Source organism: Thermococcus sp. JdF3 (assembly GCF_012027495.1).
Taxonomy (GTDB): Archaea; Methanobacteriota_B; Thermococci; order Thermococcales; family Thermococcaceae; genus Thermococcus.
In genome coordinates, this window is the sequence record NZ_SNUK01000001.1 from 425,563 (window position 1) to 439,676 (window position 14,114).

General features: G+C 56.8%; 18 protein-coding genes, 1 tRNA gene and 1 pseudogene. 9 read left to right on the top strand and 11 right to left on the bottom strand.

The genetic code is table 11. The features are described from left to right. Nucleotides 1–14 precede the first annotated feature (14 nt). Genes E3E42_RS02270 through rpiA form a run of 3 tightly spaced genes read left to right on the top strand, consistent with a single transcriptional unit; the run spans nt 15 to nt 2,448 of the window. Nucleotides 15–1,346 carry a pyridoxal-phosphate dependent enzyme gene (locus E3E42_RS02270; RefSeq protein WP_167902554.1) on the top strand — a complete coding sequence of 444 codons (1,332 nt, stop codon included), beginning with the start codon at nt 15–17 and terminating at the stop codon, nt 1,344–1,346. Nucleotides 1,347–1,382: 36 nt separating this feature from the next. Continuing rightward, nucleotides 1,383–1,760, top strand: a complete 378-nt coding sequence (locus tag E3E42_RS02275; RefSeq protein ID WP_370519569.1) for a hypothetical protein — start codon at nt 1,383–1,385, stop codon at nt 1,758–1,760. A gap of 4 nt (nt 1,761–1,764) precedes the next feature. Then, nucleotides 1,765–2,448 (top strand): ribose-5-phosphate isomerase RpiA, encoded by a 684-nt coding sequence (gene rpiA / locus E3E42_RS02280; protein WP_167902441.1) that lies wholly within the window; start codon nt 1,765–1,767, stop codon nt 2,446–2,448. A gap of 156 nt (nt 2,449–2,604) precedes the next feature. On the opposite strand, the gene E3E42_RS02285 is transcribed toward rpiA, so the two are convergent. Next, nucleotides 2,605–2,682, bottom strand: a tRNA-Pro gene (locus tag E3E42_RS02285). 44 nt (nt 2,683–2,726) lie between these two features. On the opposite strand from E3E42_RS02285, the gene E3E42_RS02290 reads away from it, so the two are divergent. From E3E42_RS02290 to E3E42_RS02305, 4 genes are all read left to right on the top strand, one after another. Beyond that, nucleotides 2,727–3,815 carry a glycosyltransferase family 2 protein gene (locus E3E42_RS02290; protein WP_206205928.1) on the top strand — a complete coding sequence of 363 codons (1,089 nt, stop codon included), beginning with the start codon at nt 2,727–2,729 and terminating at the stop codon, nt 3,813–3,815. 96 nt (nt 3,816–3,911) lie between these two features. Then, on the top strand, nt 3,912–4,625 hold the full coding sequence (locus E3E42_RS02295) for an ATPase domain-containing protein (RefSeq protein WP_167902442.1): 714 nt from the start codon (nt 3,912–3,914) through the stop codon (nt 4,623–4,625). Between the two features lie 9 nt (nt 4,626–4,634). Then, complete coding sequence (locus tag E3E42_RS02300; RefSeq protein ID WP_167902443.1) at nt 4,635–5,066, top strand: hypothetical protein; 432 nt, start codon at nt 4,635–4,637, stop codon at nt 5,064–5,066. Further along, nucleotides 5,063–6,751 carry a DUF4910 domain-containing protein gene (locus E3E42_RS02305; protein ID WP_167902444.1) on the top strand — a complete coding sequence of 563 codons (1,689 nt, stop codon included), beginning with the start codon at nt 5,063–5,065 and terminating at the stop codon, nt 6,749–6,751. Before E3E42_RS02300 ends, E3E42_RS02305 begins: the two co-directional genes overlap by 4 nt. Here the strand turns inward: E3E42_RS02305 and E3E42_RS02310 are convergent. Both E3E42_RS02310 and E3E42_RS02315 read right to left on the bottom strand, forming a co-directional pair. Next, on the bottom strand, nt 6,748–7,092 hold the full coding sequence (locus tag E3E42_RS02310) for a transcriptional regulator (RefSeq protein WP_139681618.1): 345 nt from the start codon (nt 7,090–7,092) through the stop codon (nt 6,748–6,750). The genes E3E42_RS02305 and E3E42_RS02310 overlap by 4 nt on opposite strands. Nucleotides 7,093–7,179: 87 nt before the next feature. Then, nucleotides 7,180–7,830 carry a metallophosphoesterase gene (locus tag E3E42_RS02315; RefSeq protein WP_167902445.1) on the bottom strand — a complete coding sequence of 217 codons (651 nt, stop codon included), beginning with the start codon at nt 7,828–7,830 and terminating at the stop codon, nt 7,180–7,182. Nucleotides 7,831–8,334: 504 nt separating this feature from the next. Between E3E42_RS02315 and E3E42_RS02320 the strand changes: the two genes are divergently transcribed. Then, nucleotides 8,335–9,129 (top strand): nitrilase, encoded by a 795-nt coding sequence (locus E3E42_RS02320; RefSeq protein WP_167902446.1) that lies wholly within the window; start codon nt 8,335–8,337, stop codon nt 9,127–9,129. Nucleotides 9,130–9,360: 231 nt separating this feature from the next. Beyond that, entirely contained in the window at nt 9,361–9,750 is a 390-nt protein-coding gene (locus E3E42_RS02325) for a multidrug transporter (RefSeq protein ID WP_206205929.1), read from the top strand. Here E3E42_RS02325 and E3E42_RS02330 read toward each other — a convergent pair. The 8 genes and pseudogenes from E3E42_RS02330 to E3E42_RS02360 form a co-directional block, all read right to left on the bottom strand. Next, nucleotides 9,734–10,528 carry a methyltransferase domain-containing protein gene (locus E3E42_RS02330; protein ID WP_167902447.1) on the bottom strand — a complete coding sequence of 265 codons (795 nt, stop codon included), beginning with the start codon at nt 10,526–10,528 and terminating at the stop codon, nt 9,734–9,736. The genes E3E42_RS02325 and E3E42_RS02330 overlap by 17 nt on opposite strands. A 76-nt stretch (nt 10,529–10,604) precedes the next feature. Beyond that, nucleotides 10,605–11,345: a hypothetical protein gene (locus E3E42_RS02335; protein ID WP_167902448.1), complete on the bottom strand. Its 741-nt coding sequence runs from the start codon at nt 11,343–11,345 to the stop codon at nt 10,605–10,607. Beyond that, nucleotides 11,332–11,541 carry a hypothetical protein gene (locus E3E42_RS11960; RefSeq protein WP_240913596.1) on the bottom strand — a complete coding sequence of 70 codons (210 nt, stop codon included), beginning with the start codon at nt 11,539–11,541 and terminating at the stop codon, nt 11,332–11,334. Before E3E42_RS11960 ends, E3E42_RS02335 begins: the two co-directional genes overlap by 14 nt. A gap of 73 nt (nt 11,542–11,614) precedes the next feature. Continuing rightward, a pseudogene (locus E3E42_RS12140) lies at nt 11,615–11,821 on the bottom strand (DUF1648 domain-containing protein); the annotation flags it as partial. Further along, on the bottom strand, nt 11,818–12,180 hold the full coding sequence (locus E3E42_RS02345) for a PadR family transcriptional regulator (protein ID WP_167902450.1): 363 nt from the start codon (nt 12,178–12,180) through the stop codon (nt 11,818–11,820). The pseudogene E3E42_RS12140 and the gene E3E42_RS02345, both read right to left, overlap by 4 nt. Before the next feature lie 5 nt (nt 12,181–12,185). Then, nucleotides 12,186–12,890, bottom strand: coding sequence for a YhfC family intramembrane metalloprotease (locus tag E3E42_RS02350; RefSeq protein ID WP_167902451.1), 705 nt, complete (start codon nt 12,888–12,890; stop codon nt 12,186–12,188). Nucleotides 12,891–12,892: 2 nt separating this feature from the next. Next, nucleotides 12,893–13,231, bottom strand: a complete 339-nt coding sequence (locus E3E42_RS02355) for a heavy metal-binding domain-containing protein (RefSeq protein ID WP_058939392.1) — start codon at nt 13,229–13,231, stop codon at nt 12,893–12,895. 52 nt (nt 13,232–13,283) lie between these two features. Next, nucleotides 13,284–14,069, bottom strand: coding sequence for a hypothetical protein (locus tag E3E42_RS02360; protein WP_167902452.1), 786 nt, complete (start codon nt 14,067–14,069; stop codon nt 13,284–13,286). Between the last annotated feature and the right edge of the window lie 45 nt (nt 14,070–14,114).

The following is a 14,114-nucleotide window of genomic DNA, read 5'->3' on the forward strand; positions in this document are numbered from 1 at the left end:
AAGAAGTGGTGAAAATGAAGGTCCGCTGTCCGGGCTGCGGGCGCCTCTATTCTTCCCTTATTCCCCCCGGGTGCTCCTGCGGTGAGCGTCTGGAGATATCCTACGATTACGAGAAAGTTGACCCGTCCGGGTGGCGGAACCGTGAACTCGGCGTCTGGAGATACAGGGAGCTTCTGCCGGACGTCCCCGAGGTCGTGAGCCTTCGGGAGGGGGGCACGCCCCTCATAAGGGCCAAACTCGGCCGCGAGCTTGGACTCAGCGTCTTCATCAAGGACGAGACCCGGAACCCCACCGGCTCCTTCAGGGACCGGCTCGCGACAGTCGCCGTCTCCCATGGCATGCCCCACGCAGAAAACGGCTTTGTGGTTGCCAGCAATGGGAACGCCGCTGCGTCCCTTGCCGCGTACGCTGCGAGGGCCGGCAGGTCCGCCTACACCGTCGTGCCGAAGCTCGTGGAGCAGGGCAAGCTCAATCAGATAGTGGCCCTCGGGGCGAAGATCATACGATACGGGGAGAGCGTGGACGAGGGCATAAGCTACGCGGAGGGGCTCGCGGAGGGCAAGGGGCTCTACAACGTCACCCCCGAGAGCAACCTCATCGGCCTGGAGGGTCAGAAGACGCTGGCCTTTGAGCTGTGGGAGGATCTGAATCCCACGCACGTGGTAGTCCCGACAGGGAGCGGCAGCAACCTTTACAGCATCTACAAAGGCTTTATGGAGCTCATTGAGGTGGGTGCGATTGACGAGATGCCGAAGCTGATCGCCGTTCAGGCCGAGAAGTGCTCGCCTATAGCGAGCGAGGTGCTGGGGGTCGAACCCCGGGCCGAGCCGACCAAGGCGCTGGCCCTCTACGTCAAGAGCCCCGTCATGAAAGAGCTCGCCCTTGAGGCTATACACGCCAGCGGGGGAACGGCGGTTCTCGTCGGTGAGGACGAGCTTGACCTGGGGCAGCGGCTCCTTGCACGTGAAGGGATATTCGCGGAGTACGCCTCCTCGGTTATCGTTCCGGCACTCCTCAAACTCGCTGAGGAGGGTTATTTCGAACGTGACGATAGGATAGCCCTTATAGTGACAAGTTCGGGCCTCAAGGGGCATTATTCAGAGAGCAGGGAGAAGTTCAGCGTCGGCGGAACCAAGCTCGAGATACTGAAGCTGCTGAGCGGGGGGAGCATGTACGGCTATGAGGTGTGGGAGGCGCTGGAGAAGCCTCTCAGGTACCAGGCAGTTTACCAGCACCTTCGCGAACTCGAGAGCATGGGGCTTATCGAGGAGACCCACAGAAGGGGAAGACGGGTCTATTACGGGCTGACGGAGAGGGGCAGGAGGTTCCTTGAGACCATGGGGTAGAAAGGTTTTAAAGCCCCTTTTAAAAGCTAGTCGTAGGTGAAGAATGTGAAACTGGCTATCGAGCATAAATTTTCACTCACGGTTTATCTCTGGGGGATCATAACGGGGTTAATCAGCGGAGTGGCCGCGGCAAAGATACAGTACGGGTGGCTCATAGGCCTGGCCCTGTACTTCGTCATCGACAGGTTCGTGCTCGCGGTCATCAAGGGGCTGCCGCCGGATATACCCGAGGAGCGGGCAGTGCTCAAGAAGGCCTTCTGGGGCTGGGCGCTGTTCTGGCTCTACTTCACGATGCTCAGCTATTCACTCATGATCAGCTTTACCCCGCAGTGTTACTCCAATCAGAGCCTGCTGTACAAGATGGTGGTGAACGGGAACGCCACCGTGACCTGTAACCTGACTTCCGTGGGGTGATTGTATGGAGGAACTCAAAAGGTCCGTCGCGAGGGAGGCGCTGAAGTTCATCGAGGACGACATGATAGTCGGCCTCGGCACCGGCTCGACCACGGCCTACTTCATCGAGTACCTCGGCAAGCTCATCATGGAGGAGGAGCTTGAGGACGTCTACGGCGTCCCGACTTCGTATCAGGCGAGGCTCCTGGCCCTCGAGAACGGCGTACCCGTTGTCGGCCTGGACGAGGTCGATGCGATTGATATAGCCGTCGACGGCGCCGACGAGGTTGACCCCCACCTCAACCTCATCAAAGGACGCGGTGCCGCCCTGACGATGGAGAAGATAATCGAGTACCGGGCAGGGACTTTCCTCGTCCTCGTTGACGAGAGCAAGCTCGTCGAGAGGCTTGGCCAGAGGATGCCCGTTCCCATCGAGGTCATCCCGGCTGCATGGCGCGCCATAGCGGAGGAGATAGAGGTCTTCAACGCCACCGCCGAGCTGAGGATGGCGAGCAAGAAGGACGGGCCGGTTGTTACGGACAACGGCAACTTCATCCTCGACGCCAGGTTCCACCGCATAGACGACCCGCTTGACCTGGAGATAGAGCTCAACAACATCCCGGGCGTCGTTGAGAACGGCATCTTTGCGGACATAGCCGACATAGTCCTCGTCGGCACGAGGGAAGGCGTCAAGAGGCTCGAGCGCTGAAGTTTTCCTTTCTGCCGCTCTGTTTTGGTTCTCCCGTTGTCGCCATCTTGCGTGTTCTAATATTTGGGCGCTTATTCAAAGAGAAACCACTCATGAACTTGCACTTCGGGGGGAGCTACAAACTTTGATGAACCTTTTCGCCAGAAAAGTTTCCTATGGTGGGGCCGCCGAGATTCGAACTCGGGTCCCCGGCTCCCGAAGCCGGAAGGATAGGCCAAGCTACCCCACGGCCCCACTGCCCGCTCTTAAGGACTTCGCAGTGTTTATAAAGTTTACGGATGTATTCAGGTGCACCGGAGGGAAGGGCGGTGAAGGTTTCTGTAATCATCCCGACGTACAATGAGAGAGACAACCTTGCGGAGCTTTTTGAAAGGATAGACGGGGCCCTGAAGGGCTACAACTACGAAATCATCGTCGTTGACGACGACTCCCCCGATGGGACATGGGAGTTCGCCGAGAGCCTGGCGGAGAAGTACCCGGTTAAGGTTATCCGCAGGACCGAGAAAAAGGGGCTCTCCTCCGCGGTTATCAGGGGCTTCAGAGAAGCCGCCGGCGACATCTTCGTCGTTATGGACGCCGACCTGCAGCACCCTCCGGAGGTTATTCCGGAACTCTTGAACGCCATTGAAAAAGGAGCCGACGTTGCCATAGCGAGCAGATACGTTCCTGGCGGCGGCGTTAAGAACTGGTACTGGTACAGAAGGCTCATATCGAAGGGCGCGATAATGATAGGCCGCCTGGCGCTTCCAAAGATACGGGACGTCAAGGACCCGGTGAGCGGCTTTTTCGCCCTCAGAAGGGAGGTCCTTGAGGGGATCGAGCTCAATCCAATAGGCTTCAAAATACTCATGGAGATTCTCATAAAAGGTAGATACAGGGAAGTCAGGGAGGTTCCCTTCACCTTCGGCCTGAGGCACGCCGGCGAGAGCAAACTGGGAACGAAGACCATGGTGAACTACCTCAAGCACGTTTACAGGCTCATGCGCTGGGAGGGTGAGCTTGACAGGCTCATCAAGTTCACCCTCGTTGGCCTCTCGGGTGTCGTCGTGAACGAGGGCTTTCTGTGGGCCTTCGTGAACTTCCTCGGCTGGGACAAGATACTCGCCAACATCCCGGCGACCGAGCTGGCGATACTCAACAACTTCACCTGGAACGACCTATGGACTTTCAGGGACCTCAAGAGAAAGCCCCTCTGGAGGAGGCTCGCCACATTCCACGTCGCTGCCCTCACGGGCGCCCTCGTTCAGTGGGTCATCTACGCGGGTCTTGTCTATCTGGGCATGAACTACCTCGTCGCGAACCTCATCGGTATAGTGGTTTCCTTCATCGTCCGCTTCATCGTTAACCGGCACGTTACGTGGGGCTGAGCTTGTGGCGGTTGCAAGAGTTTGTTCTTTTTCCAATTTAGCTGCCCACATGCTTAAATATACCCTCCGTTTATTACCCAATGGGAGGTGAGTCCGATGTACGTTGGTGAGCTCCTTAAGAGCCTCGATAGGGCCTCATCCGGCGTCCCCGGACTGGATGATCTAATCGGTGGGGGGTTTCTTCCGGGAAGAGTTTACCTCGTGGTCGGTCCCCCTGGTAGCGGTAAGACAACCCTGGGTATCCAGTTTTTGATGAGTGGGGTGAAAAACGGTGAGAAGGGTCTCTTCGTGTCTCTGTTTGAGAATCCCCAGCTGATAACTCAGGACATGCTCCGCTACAACTTTGGGCTGCTCGGTCATGTTCAGGCCAAAAAAATTGTTTTCAGTGACTTTGGGCAAATCCTGTTCGGGGCAGGTAGGAAGTTTGCCTGGGACGAACTCCTGAGGTCCCTGCTGGAGATAATCCGCAAAGAGGAAGCGAAGCGGGTTGTCATAGATTCATTCAATTCCCTGGAGTACTCGGTGGTGGATCCGGAGAACAAGAGGATGGCGCTGGGCAAGCTCATGCGCAAGCTGCATGAACTCGACGTGACGACACTTATAACCTCCGAAATGATGAGTTCCGAGAGCTATACCGATGAGTACTACCTCGCCGATGGTGTTATCGTCCTCCACCACTTCATGCGCAATTTCCAGATGGTGCGGGCGCTGCAGGTTCTCAAAATGCGCGGAGTTCCCCACGACAGCAACCTGAAAAGAATACGCTTTACGGAGGATGGCATCAGAGTTTATCCGGAGGCCCCGTTCTGAGGTGGTACCATGGGGAAGCGGGATGCAAAACGGCTCGTGAAAGAGGCCTATGAGTTCGGATACTTCGTGGGTTACAAAGGACACAGTGACTGGGCAGAATGGGTCAGAAGCACAAAGGAGGATCTGTACGCCCGCGCTGAGGAATTGGGTGTGTACCAGCTGGTCAAGGAGGCCTATGGCAGGGGCAGGATTGAGGGTGCCAAAAGGCGCGAGGAGGAGATACACTTAAGTCTCATTGAGAAGGGCAGGATAGAGGGTGAGCGGGAAGAAAAACCCCTTAAGCCTGCCCCTCCGGAGGAAGAGCGCACCGAAGAGGAAACAATGCGCGTTGAGTTCGCCAGGTTCATTGAAACGACGCGGATTCTCACGCCCCCCGACCTCCTTGACAGCCTGAGGTTTGTCAAACCTCCCAAGATGCTCCATCTGGGTGATAAGGAATGAGACGTTTCCTGAAGGAAGCCGAGGTTTTTGATCCGAACAACGTGCTGCACTACATCGCTGAGATAAGCCAGTTCCACCGCATACAGGGCTCGAAGGAGCTCCCTGAGGCGGTCCGCTTCATACTGGAGGAGCTCCGCATCTGGGGGATCGGCGCGAACCTCTACGAGGAGACCTACGACGGCGAGAGCAGGTACCTGACGCTCAAGTCGCCGATAGCCTGGGACGTCGTTAGGGGTGCCGTTGAGGTTCTCGGCAGGACCCTGACCACAGCGGGCACTCCCCTGGTGGTCATGGCCCATTCCCCCAGCGGGAGTGCAGAGGGTGAGGTCGTTCACGTTGCCCGGGAGGAGGACTGGAAAAAAGCGCGGGGCAGGATAGTACTGGTGGGACGCGAGTGGAGGGACGCCTACCGCAGGGCCAACGAGATGGGGGCGGTCGGCTTCATAGCCTACCGTGAGGGTACCGGGGAAGAGGTGCCCTACATAGGGCTCTTCCTCACAAAGGACGACCTTGAATGGGCCAGGATTCCCGCGGTGGCCGTCCCCGAGACCCTGGCCAGGAAAATCATCGGAAAGCTGAACTCGGGGGAGAGCGTGAGTGCGAGGATTGAGGTTGAGACGATGATAAACGAGCGCCAGGTCCTTCCGATCCTCTACGCCGAGATTGGGAGGCCGCCGTTCCTTCTGTTCACCGCCCACATCTGCCACCCGAAGCCGGGGGCGAACGACAACGCGAGCGGCAGCGCGATGCTGATGGAGCTGGCGCGCGTTCTGTCCCGCCTCTACGATGATTCATTCCGCTTTGGCTTCGCGTTTCTATGGGTTCCTGAATACTACGGAACGCAGGCATTCATCGAGCGCCACGCCGACGTGGGGAAGTACTACGCGGCCATAAACCTCGACATGGTGGCGGGCAGTCCGGACAGGGCCGGCTCGACGATAATGCTGGTTAGAACCCCCGTCTCCCGTTTCTCGGTGGTCTCGGGGATCCTCGAGTACTACCTCGACCTGGCGAACGAGGCTGGAAAAAGCTTCTCGGGGAGCCCGCTGCCCAGGCTCAGAGTGAAGAGCTTCCCGTACGAGATGGGCAGCGACCACGATGTCTTCAACTTCTTCGGAATCCCGGGAACGATGCCCATAACCTGGCCCGACCGCTTCTACCACTCCAGCGGGGACACCATCGATAAGGTCAGCAGGGAGAGCGTTGAGGTCATTGGGAGGGCCGTCCTCGCGACCGCCCTGGCCCTTGCGAAGGGTGATGGGGAGGAGCTCCAGCGCTTTGCGCGTGGATACGCCATGAAATACCTGGGTGAGCTATCGAGGGAGAGAAAAACGGACGAGGTTGAGCGCCTTGTGATGACGGGCCTCGCCAGGGACTCGCGGTTCCTGGGCATTGAGAGCGGCCACAGGTTTGAGCCGGAGCCCTGGCTGACATGGAAGGTCAGGGGCTTACTGTCGGAGCGCCTCATAAGGGAGGCCGACGAAAAGCTCGCCGAGGAGTTCGGTTCGCTGACCCGGGACCGGCGGGTTCTGGTACATCTCCATGAACTGCTGATGCTCGCGGAACTACTTCCCAGGGAGCGGGCCTTTGAGGCGCTCAGGGAGGAGTACGGGGAAATCGATGAAGAAAAGCTGGAAAAGCTCGTGGGAATCCTGGAGGCTGTGGGAATCGTGGAGCGGGCTTAGTTTCTGCTGGATTTGGAGCCGCTTTTCAACTCCTGCTCCAGCTCGTTTATTCTCTTTACGAGGCTCTGCTTGATGTTTTCAAGGACCTCGCTCGGGGAAACTGCGCTGTACGTGTAGCCGAGCCAGCCCTGCTCGATGAGGGTTCTCCTCAGAATGCCCCTCCGGTAGAGGCTGAGCACGTGCTCTCTGACCGAGCGTTCGCTTATCCCGAGCTCCCTCTGTATCTCTGTTATCCTCATAGGTTCCTTTTTGTCGAGCAGAAGCCGGTAAATCCTCAGTTCGGTCTTTTTGACCCCAAGGGAACGAAGCAGCGCCTCAAGCTTTTCGTAGACATCACTCATCCCGCTCACCTGATATGTCCATTTTCCCACCTATGAAGGATTATTTTCATATGGGTTATAAACTTTGCCCGCGATGTTTGGAACCCCTCATCGGAGGTTCACCCTGCCCAGGTAAATTCCCTCCGGGAGGAACAGCTCCACCGAGCCAACTCCTTTCAGAAACGGCACCATTCTTATTCCGTCCCCCACGTTGAAGCCCTCTATGAAAGGGTTTATCGTGGGCAGTATAAGGAACTTCCCGGAGCGGACGAAGACCTTTATCTTCCTCGAAACACCGCCCCTTTTGAGGGTGTACGCGGGATGGATGTGGCCGAGGTACGCCTCCTCGAACTCTACCCCGGGCAGTCCGGTGTGGCCGTGGAGGAAGAGCCTGTCGTCCACCAGCAGGTGGTCGGTCACCTCGACGTGGGGGAACTTCCCGGCGACCTCCTCTATCCTCCCGTCGTGGTTTCCCTTCGTCACAATCGTTGGAATTTCCCTGATGTCTGAGAAGAATCCCATGAGGAGGCGCTTCACAGTGAAGCTCATACCTATCGGCTCTTTAAGGTCTCCAAGGATTATCAGGAGGTCAGGGTCCGTTTCGGATATGAACCCGGCCAGCTGTTCCTCGAAGCGCGTTCTTACCCTCAGCCCGCGCGACAGCTCGAAACCTATGTGAGGATCCGCTATAAGAAGCGTCCTCCCGCGGGAGGTCTCAATCTCCAGTGAGAGGCTCTCGAAGTCCTTAAAAGAGTGCATGGAACCACCGAAAACGGTGGAGAAAAGGAGGAGCATCAGATGAGTCCGCGCTCCTTCCTGCGCTGCCTCTTGAGTCTCCTGACCCTCTTCTTGATCCACTTCCACCTCATTCTTCCCTTCTTCTTCCACTTCCTCGGGCGCCTCTTCATGATCATCACCCCTGAGTTTCTCTCAGGGGTTAGCTCCGGAGGTTCCTTTTTAAGCTTTTCCGTGGGGAAGGGTCGGTACTTTTCGTACGGCTAAAAAGGTGCATGGACACCCGTAAGCGGGGAAAACGGCACGGGAGAGAGGGTTTCCGGTTCTTCAATTTCTCGCCGGTTTGTGTCCTTGTTATGGCAAGTAGGAAGTCTAAAATGGGCGCTGGCATGTATGCGTTGCTGTTGATATCGCAATCATGTTTTGGTGCCGTTTGGAGTGATTTACATCCTGTTGCTGTGGTATGCTTCCTGGAAATCCATCCGCTAACCTTATCAACTTCTCAGCCCAACACCGAACGGTGATGGCATGAAGGTGGCTTACGTTCAGATGGAACCCGTTTTTCTAGAACCGGAAGCGAACTACTCCAGGGCAGAGGAGCTGATACGTGCCGCCGCCGACGAAGGCGCGGAACTCATCGTCCTTCCGGAGCTCTTTGATACGGGCTACAACTTCAGAAGCAGAGAGGAGGTCCTGGAAGTCGCGGGTCAGATACCCGACGGACCCACAACCCAGTTCCTCATGGAGCTCTCCAGAGAGCTTGGTGTCTTCATCGTCGCGGGGACCGCGGAGAAGGACGGGAGGGGAAGGCTGTACAATTCCGCGGTCGTTACCGGCCCAATAGGCAGCGGCTACATAGGCAAATACCGCAAGGTTCACCTCTTCTACCGTGAGAAGCTCTTCTTTGAGCCGGGGGATCTGGGCTTTCATGTTTTCAACCTCGGGATTGCAAAGGTTGGCGTTATGATATGCTTCGACTGGTTCTTTCCGGAGTCCGCGAGAACACTCGCCCTCAAAGGGGCCGACATCATAGCCCACCCCAGCAACCTGGTGATGCCCTACGCTCCCAGGGCGATGCCTATACGGGCCCTAGAGAACCGTGTCTACACGATAACCGCCAACAGGATCGGCGAGGAGTTTGGATTGAGGTTCATAGGTAAGAGCACGATAGCATCGCCGAAGGCAGAAGTGCTGGCGATGGGGAGTGAGGATGAGGAGGAGGTCGCCGTTGTTGAGATAGACCTCGGAATGGCAAGGAACAAAAAGCTCAACGAGATGAACGACGTCTTCAGGGACAGGCGCCCCGAGCACTATGCCCTGTGATTGGGTCTCTCCCTTTTCTTCTGTATTTGTATGCTGCATCATCGTACTGTTCTGATCACAAAACCCCATTTTTTGGAAAGTGATCAATACCTCTGTCAGCAGGTTCCGGATTTTCCAGTGGTGGAGCGGTGTATGTTGGAGATTTTACATCAATGGGCTCTGTGGGGGCTCCGCTTTCTGTTTGGGGGGCTGTTTCGAAAGGGTTTTAAGAATAAAAGCCGTAGAATGTCGATGGTGACGAAAATCAGGGGCTACATCCTTGTGGGGGTTCTCCTGCTGGTGGCACTGGGCGTGGGGCTGGCCGCCAATGCCGCGGTGTTCCTGCCTGGCGCAACGTATCAGAGGGGCTACTTTGGAGCAGGCGCACTTCAGGCCGAGCGGCTTCCCGCGGGCTCCCACGTGACGGGACACGTGAGGGCGGAGTACCCGTTCTCCGTCTACATCGTCACCTCTGAATCCGGTTATTTTGAGAACGTCACCGCTGGCAGTGTCATCCTCAGCTGGGAGAACGTGACGGAGGTTAACCTTGATCTTATCACGCAGGAGGGGGCAAGGTATCTCGTCGTAAAGAATGGGAACACGGGACAGGAGATAGAGATAGCGTTCAGCGCGGACCGCTGAAGTCATCGAGGACGAGCGCGGCGATGTCCTTTCTTGGGCGTTTGAAGTAGAGGACGTCTCCCACGCGCGTGAATCCGTGCTCCCCCGGCCGTATCAGTCTGGCCTCCCCGAAGAATATCCGCCCGATCGCCAACTGGGTCGCCAGGTCCCAGTGGTGGAAGTCGAACTCTCCCACTTTCTCAAATCCCGGCAGGAGGTAGTAGGCTCTTTTGAACGTCCCCCTTCTGACGTCGTATCCCTCGTGGACGGAGGCGAGGGTGTGGTTTTCTCCCTTGCTCTCGACGAAGAATTCCTTGTAGCCTATGCTGTATAATATCCTGTAAACCCTGTCGGTGTCCTCTACCATGAAGATCCCGTCCCCGCTCAGTGTTAGAGCGACGCCGGCGAATATCCTGACCGCGTCGAAGGGATCGAAGTGTATCATGGTGTTGCCAAAGAGCACCGCCACATCGTGTTCCTCCACAAGACCGGGAATTTTCCTCACATCTCCTTGAACTTTGGTGGGTATTGTGCTCAGACCTGCCGACTCGAGCCACTCGTGAACCCTTTCGAGGTCCTCGGCCCGGGCATCTAGGACGGTTAACCTGCTCGCTCCAGTGGCCCTGGCGGCGGCCGCTCCAGCTATGCCAGTGCCGGCGCACAGGTCAAGGATCCTTCCCCCTCTGGGGAGCTCCAGCTTTTCAAAGAACTCCGCCAGTTCCCTGAACCTTTTTCTCGCCCCCTCATTGTCCGGCTCCATATATGCCCTGGCGTAACGGTAGAGCCCTTCAAGGGACATGACATCACCACGGTAAAGAATGTGTGGAATTATTTAAATCCATCGGAATATGGATGTCGATAAAATCTTTGGGGTGTTAGTAGTAACCCTCCTCATACGCTCCTGTTAGGGCCGTGAATGCCGCGTAGAAGATAACACCGAGCGAGATTATGAGAAGGAACACGATGCCAAGCGGACCCAGTTCGTAACCGAGTGCCGCCAAGGCAACCTCCGCCGTTGTTAGGCCTGAGACAAGGGTCAGCGCCCTTGCGAACTTCCGTGCCATGATTCCGGAGAAACCGGGCGCCAGCTGGAAAACCAGCGGACGGGATGCGAGAACCGTCAGTGCAAGGAGCAGAAGGAGCGCCCCGCCGATGATCAGTGTGGTTTCCTTTGAAACGCTTCCCGTTGTGGAGAAAAGCGCAAAAATCCCGAGAAACGCCGCCTGGAGACCAATGTATGCCTTTAGATCTGGAGGCTCTATCTTTCTCCCCGGCCCTTTGGGGGCTTCCTTCGAGAGCTCCTCAAGCTCGTACTCGCGCTTTGCAGTCAGATAGGCGAGGAGCATGGTTGTTCCAAGGCCCAGGAGCAGGACAACCGCCAGCCACGCAAACGTCAGAAACGGCGAGAGGATTATAAGAAACACTCCGGTGAAGATCGTCCCGATTCCGGAAACGCGGTTGGCTTTTCTCCTTGCCCTCTCCGAGATATAGGTGTAGCCTATTCTGAACCCTATTCCAGGCTCGCCCTTTGAGGTGAGGGTAATAACTCCCGCGGCAATTATACCGAGGCCAACGAAGACCGCCCAGAGGATTCTGAGGAGCTCATACCCGTCCATCCACACCACCCGTAATCAGGCGGTAAATCCCTATGAGAACGGCGGCTATAAGGAGAACCCCCGCGTAGCTGACGGCCTTTCCGGAAGTGCGTCCCGCATTGTAGAGCACCGCGGTGGACATCACAACGATGACTCCGGCGCTCATCAGGGTCATGAGCTCCGCCCAGGCTTTTATTTTCCCCGGGTAGATGCGCATCCGCAGGGAGAATTCGGAGTTTTTTTGCGAGTAGCGTCAGGGCAAATGGCAGAAGCCACACGAGGGCGGGCAGTTCGAGCATGCCCCACAGCCTGTCCGAGAAAATATCCGGCGTTCCCGAGGACTCAAAGTGCACCGCGATGGTATCCGGGAGTTTATCCAACAGGGTCGCGGCCAGAAAGAGGTATGCACCGAAAAAGACAAGTTGCAGCAGTAGGTAAAACCCCACGGCCCCTTTCATTCTCCGGGGATTGAGAACAGACCCCTCCCCGGTGTTCATTGCCCATCGCCCTCCATCCTCTCCAGAGTCTCTGTTATCGCCCCTATCTCTGTCCTCAGCTCGCTCAGGACCTCCCTGCCCAGCTTCGTTAGGGAGTAGTACTTCCTCGGCCTCCCGCCGACCTCCGCCCAGGTGTCCTGGACGAGGCCGATCTTCCTCAGGCTCTTGAGGATGTCGTAGAGCGCCCCCTCGCTCGGCACTATCCTGCCGTCGCTCAGCTCTTCGAGCCTCTTTCTTATCGCATAGCCGTGAAGCTCATCCTCTCTCTCCAGGAGAAGGAGAACTAAGTAGGAGTAGAGCCCGGAGCGGAGGTCCTTCCTCAGCTTCTTCAGGGCTTTCTCCTTTCTGTCCATCAGCACGTCGCTCACCACAGGACTTCCTCTTCCTTCGGGAGTTCGAGTTTTGCCTTTGGAATCGTGTAGTACAGCAGACCCAGTGCGGCGATGGCGGTTATAAACTCTACCGCGTACATGGCCGGCGCGCTCTTCGTGAGCTGGTAGTAGGCCGCCAGCGAGTCTATGACCGTGTGGATTCCCACCATCGCCAGTAGGCCGCTCTTTCCGAACCCCTCCCTGTAGGCGTACGCGAGGTATATCCCGGTTCCCACGTGGAAGAGGACGACGAAGTAGCGCTCCACCATTGATGTGAGTGCCGTGCTCAGCGGGACGTCGAGCGGTTTTCCCGTTGCGAGCGCTCCGGCGAGGGCCGCTCCCGCTATAACGAAGACCTCCGTTATTCCGAAGCCCAGGCCGAGGAACAGCCCCGTGTTCAGGCTCTTTCCCTTCACCAGGAGGTACTTTGCGCCCTCCTGAAATATTCCCGCGGTGAGGCCGAACCATACCGAAACACCTACGGTGAACGCGGTTCCTCTCGCTATAACGTCGGCGTTGGACTTTATTCCCATTCCAAGGAGGGGAAGCTGCTGGACGGGGTTCTGAATGATTATCGCAATGAAGAACGCGGCCAAACCGAGGACGAACTCCCCCCACCTCTGCTTATCGAAGCCAAGAAAGTAAATCGTCGCCCATGCCAGCAGCCCGCCGAGTATTGGAAATGGAAGGAGGTACATGGTCACTCCTCCTCGATCCTCTCAACGACCACCGCCGTGCCGTAGGCGTATATCTCGGCCATGCCCGATGCCACCGCTGAGGTCATGAAGCGAACACCCACGACCGCATTGGCGCCCATGTCCTCGGCGTGGAGCTTCATCCTCCTCAGGGCCTCCTCCCTGGCCTCGGCGAGCATCTGGGTGTACTCCTGAACCTCGCCGCCCTTCAGGTTCTTGAAGAACGCCATTATGTCCCTCCCGACGTGGGTGGCCCGGACTATGCCGCCCCTCGCGAGGCCCTTCACCTCGACCACCCTGTACCCGGGCAGGCTTTCAGTGGTCGTTATGATGATGTCGTCCATACTTATCACCCCGATACATCGAACTCCGAGGTATAATTGACGTCCGGAGTATTTAAGGCTTTCTCCCTGTCTGAAACTTCGGAGTAAGGTCAATGAAAAATATGACCGTGGCTGTGCTCAGCGTTAGAGATATTGGGGCCGCCAGAAACAGGCCAACTGTGAGGCCAAACACCCCGGTGTTCGTTGCAATGAATGTGAGGGGTACCGAAATCAACGCCCCGATGGCGAGGTACTTAAGGGCATAGTCCAGGTATTCACCACCCTTCTTCGCCAGGTCCAGGCTCTCGATCAGTGCATCACGGAATTTGAGCCCGCGGATTGAGATTAGAAACGGTGTTCCGTAGATGGCGTAGAGAAAGATCATGAGCCCCAGAAAAGCAGGAAAGAACATGGATGGCAAGGCCATGAGGAAGAGGATCAGGAGCATCATAACGGTATACAGCACCAGGTTGAACTGGAGAAACTCGAGAAAGTCCCTCTCCGCGTTCTTGAGGAAGCTGCTGTCCTGCATAAGAACCTCGTCCCTTATGCTTCCGATGTGGCCTGCTTGGAGATAGCTCCCGAAGAGAACGAGGAGAGCCGTGAACATGAGGCCTTCAGGTGAAAACGTTGTACCGGATGCTCCCGCGGGCAGCGATACAAAGCTCCAGAGGGTCGGTAAGGGTTCGGGAAGCGGAAACCGAATTCCAAAATGAAAACCTTCCAAGTGTAGGATTCTGATGACTTTGTCGTAGTCCATCAGGCTCATCACGAGCGGCACCGGCAGGAGCCATTTGGTCTCTTCGAACTTTCCCCATGCCTCACCGAGGAGTCCAAGAAACTCTACCACGTTGTTCACCATTTCAGGTCAGGATTTTTTATTTTTAACTTTTTCCTATAGTAC

Bases quoted from the DNA above. Each gene is read 5' to 3' on its own strand.
- E3E42_RS02270 (WP_167902554.1), top strand. From the start codon at position 15: ATGAAGGTCCGCTGTCCGGGCTGCGGGCGCCTCTATTCTTCCCTTATT.
- rpiA (WP_167902441.1), top strand. From the start codon at position 1,765: ATGGAGGAACTCAAAAGGTCCGTCGCGAGGGAGGCGCTGAAGTTCATC.
- E3E42_RS02290 (WP_206205928.1), top strand. From the start codon at position 2,727: ATGTATTCAGGTGCACCGGAGGGAAGGGCGGTGAAGGTTTCTGTAATC.
- E3E42_RS02295 (WP_167902442.1), top strand. From the start codon at position 3,912: ATGTACGTTGGTGAGCTCCTTAAGAGCCTCGATAGGGCCTCATCCGGC.
- E3E42_RS02300 (WP_167902443.1), top strand. From the start codon at position 4,635: ATGGGGAAGCGGGATGCAAAACGGCTCGTGAAAGAGGCCTATGAGTTC.
- E3E42_RS02305 (WP_167902444.1), top strand. From the start codon at position 5,063: ATGAGACGTTTCCTGAAGGAAGCCGAGGTTTTTGATCCGAACAACGTG.
- E3E42_RS02310 (WP_139681618.1), bottom strand. From the start codon at position 7,092: ATGAGTGATGTCTACGAAAAGCTTGAGGCGCTGCTTCGTTCCCTTGGG.
- E3E42_RS02315 (WP_167902445.1), bottom strand. From the start codon at position 7,830: ATGCACTCTTTTAAGGACTTCGAGAGCCTCTCACTGGAGATTGAGACC.
- E3E42_RS02320 (WP_167902446.1), top strand. From the start codon at position 8,335: ATGAAGGTGGCTTACGTTCAGATGGAACCCGTTTTTCTAGAACCGGAA.
- E3E42_RS02325 (WP_206205929.1), top strand. From the start codon at position 9,361: ATGGTGACGAAAATCAGGGGCTACATCCTTGTGGGGGTTCTCCTGCTG.
- E3E42_RS02330 (WP_167902447.1), bottom strand. From the start codon at position 10,528: ATGTCCCTTGAAGGGCTCTACCGTTACGCCAGGGCATATATGGAGCCG.
- E3E42_RS02335 (WP_167902448.1), bottom strand. From the start codon at position 11,345: ATGGACGGGTATGAGCTCCTCAGAATCCTCTGGGCGGTCTTCGTTGGC.
- E3E42_RS11960 (WP_240913596.1), bottom strand. From the start codon at position 11,541: ATGCGCATCTACCCGGGGAAAATAAAAGCCTGGGCGGAGCTCATGACC.
- E3E42_RS02350 (WP_167902451.1), bottom strand. From the start codon at position 12,890: ATGTACCTCCTTCCATTTCCAATACTCGGCGGGCTGCTGGCATGGGCG.
- E3E42_RS02355 (WP_058939392.1), bottom strand. From the start codon at position 13,231: ATGGACGACATCATCATAACGACCACTGAAAGCCTGCCCGGGTACAGG.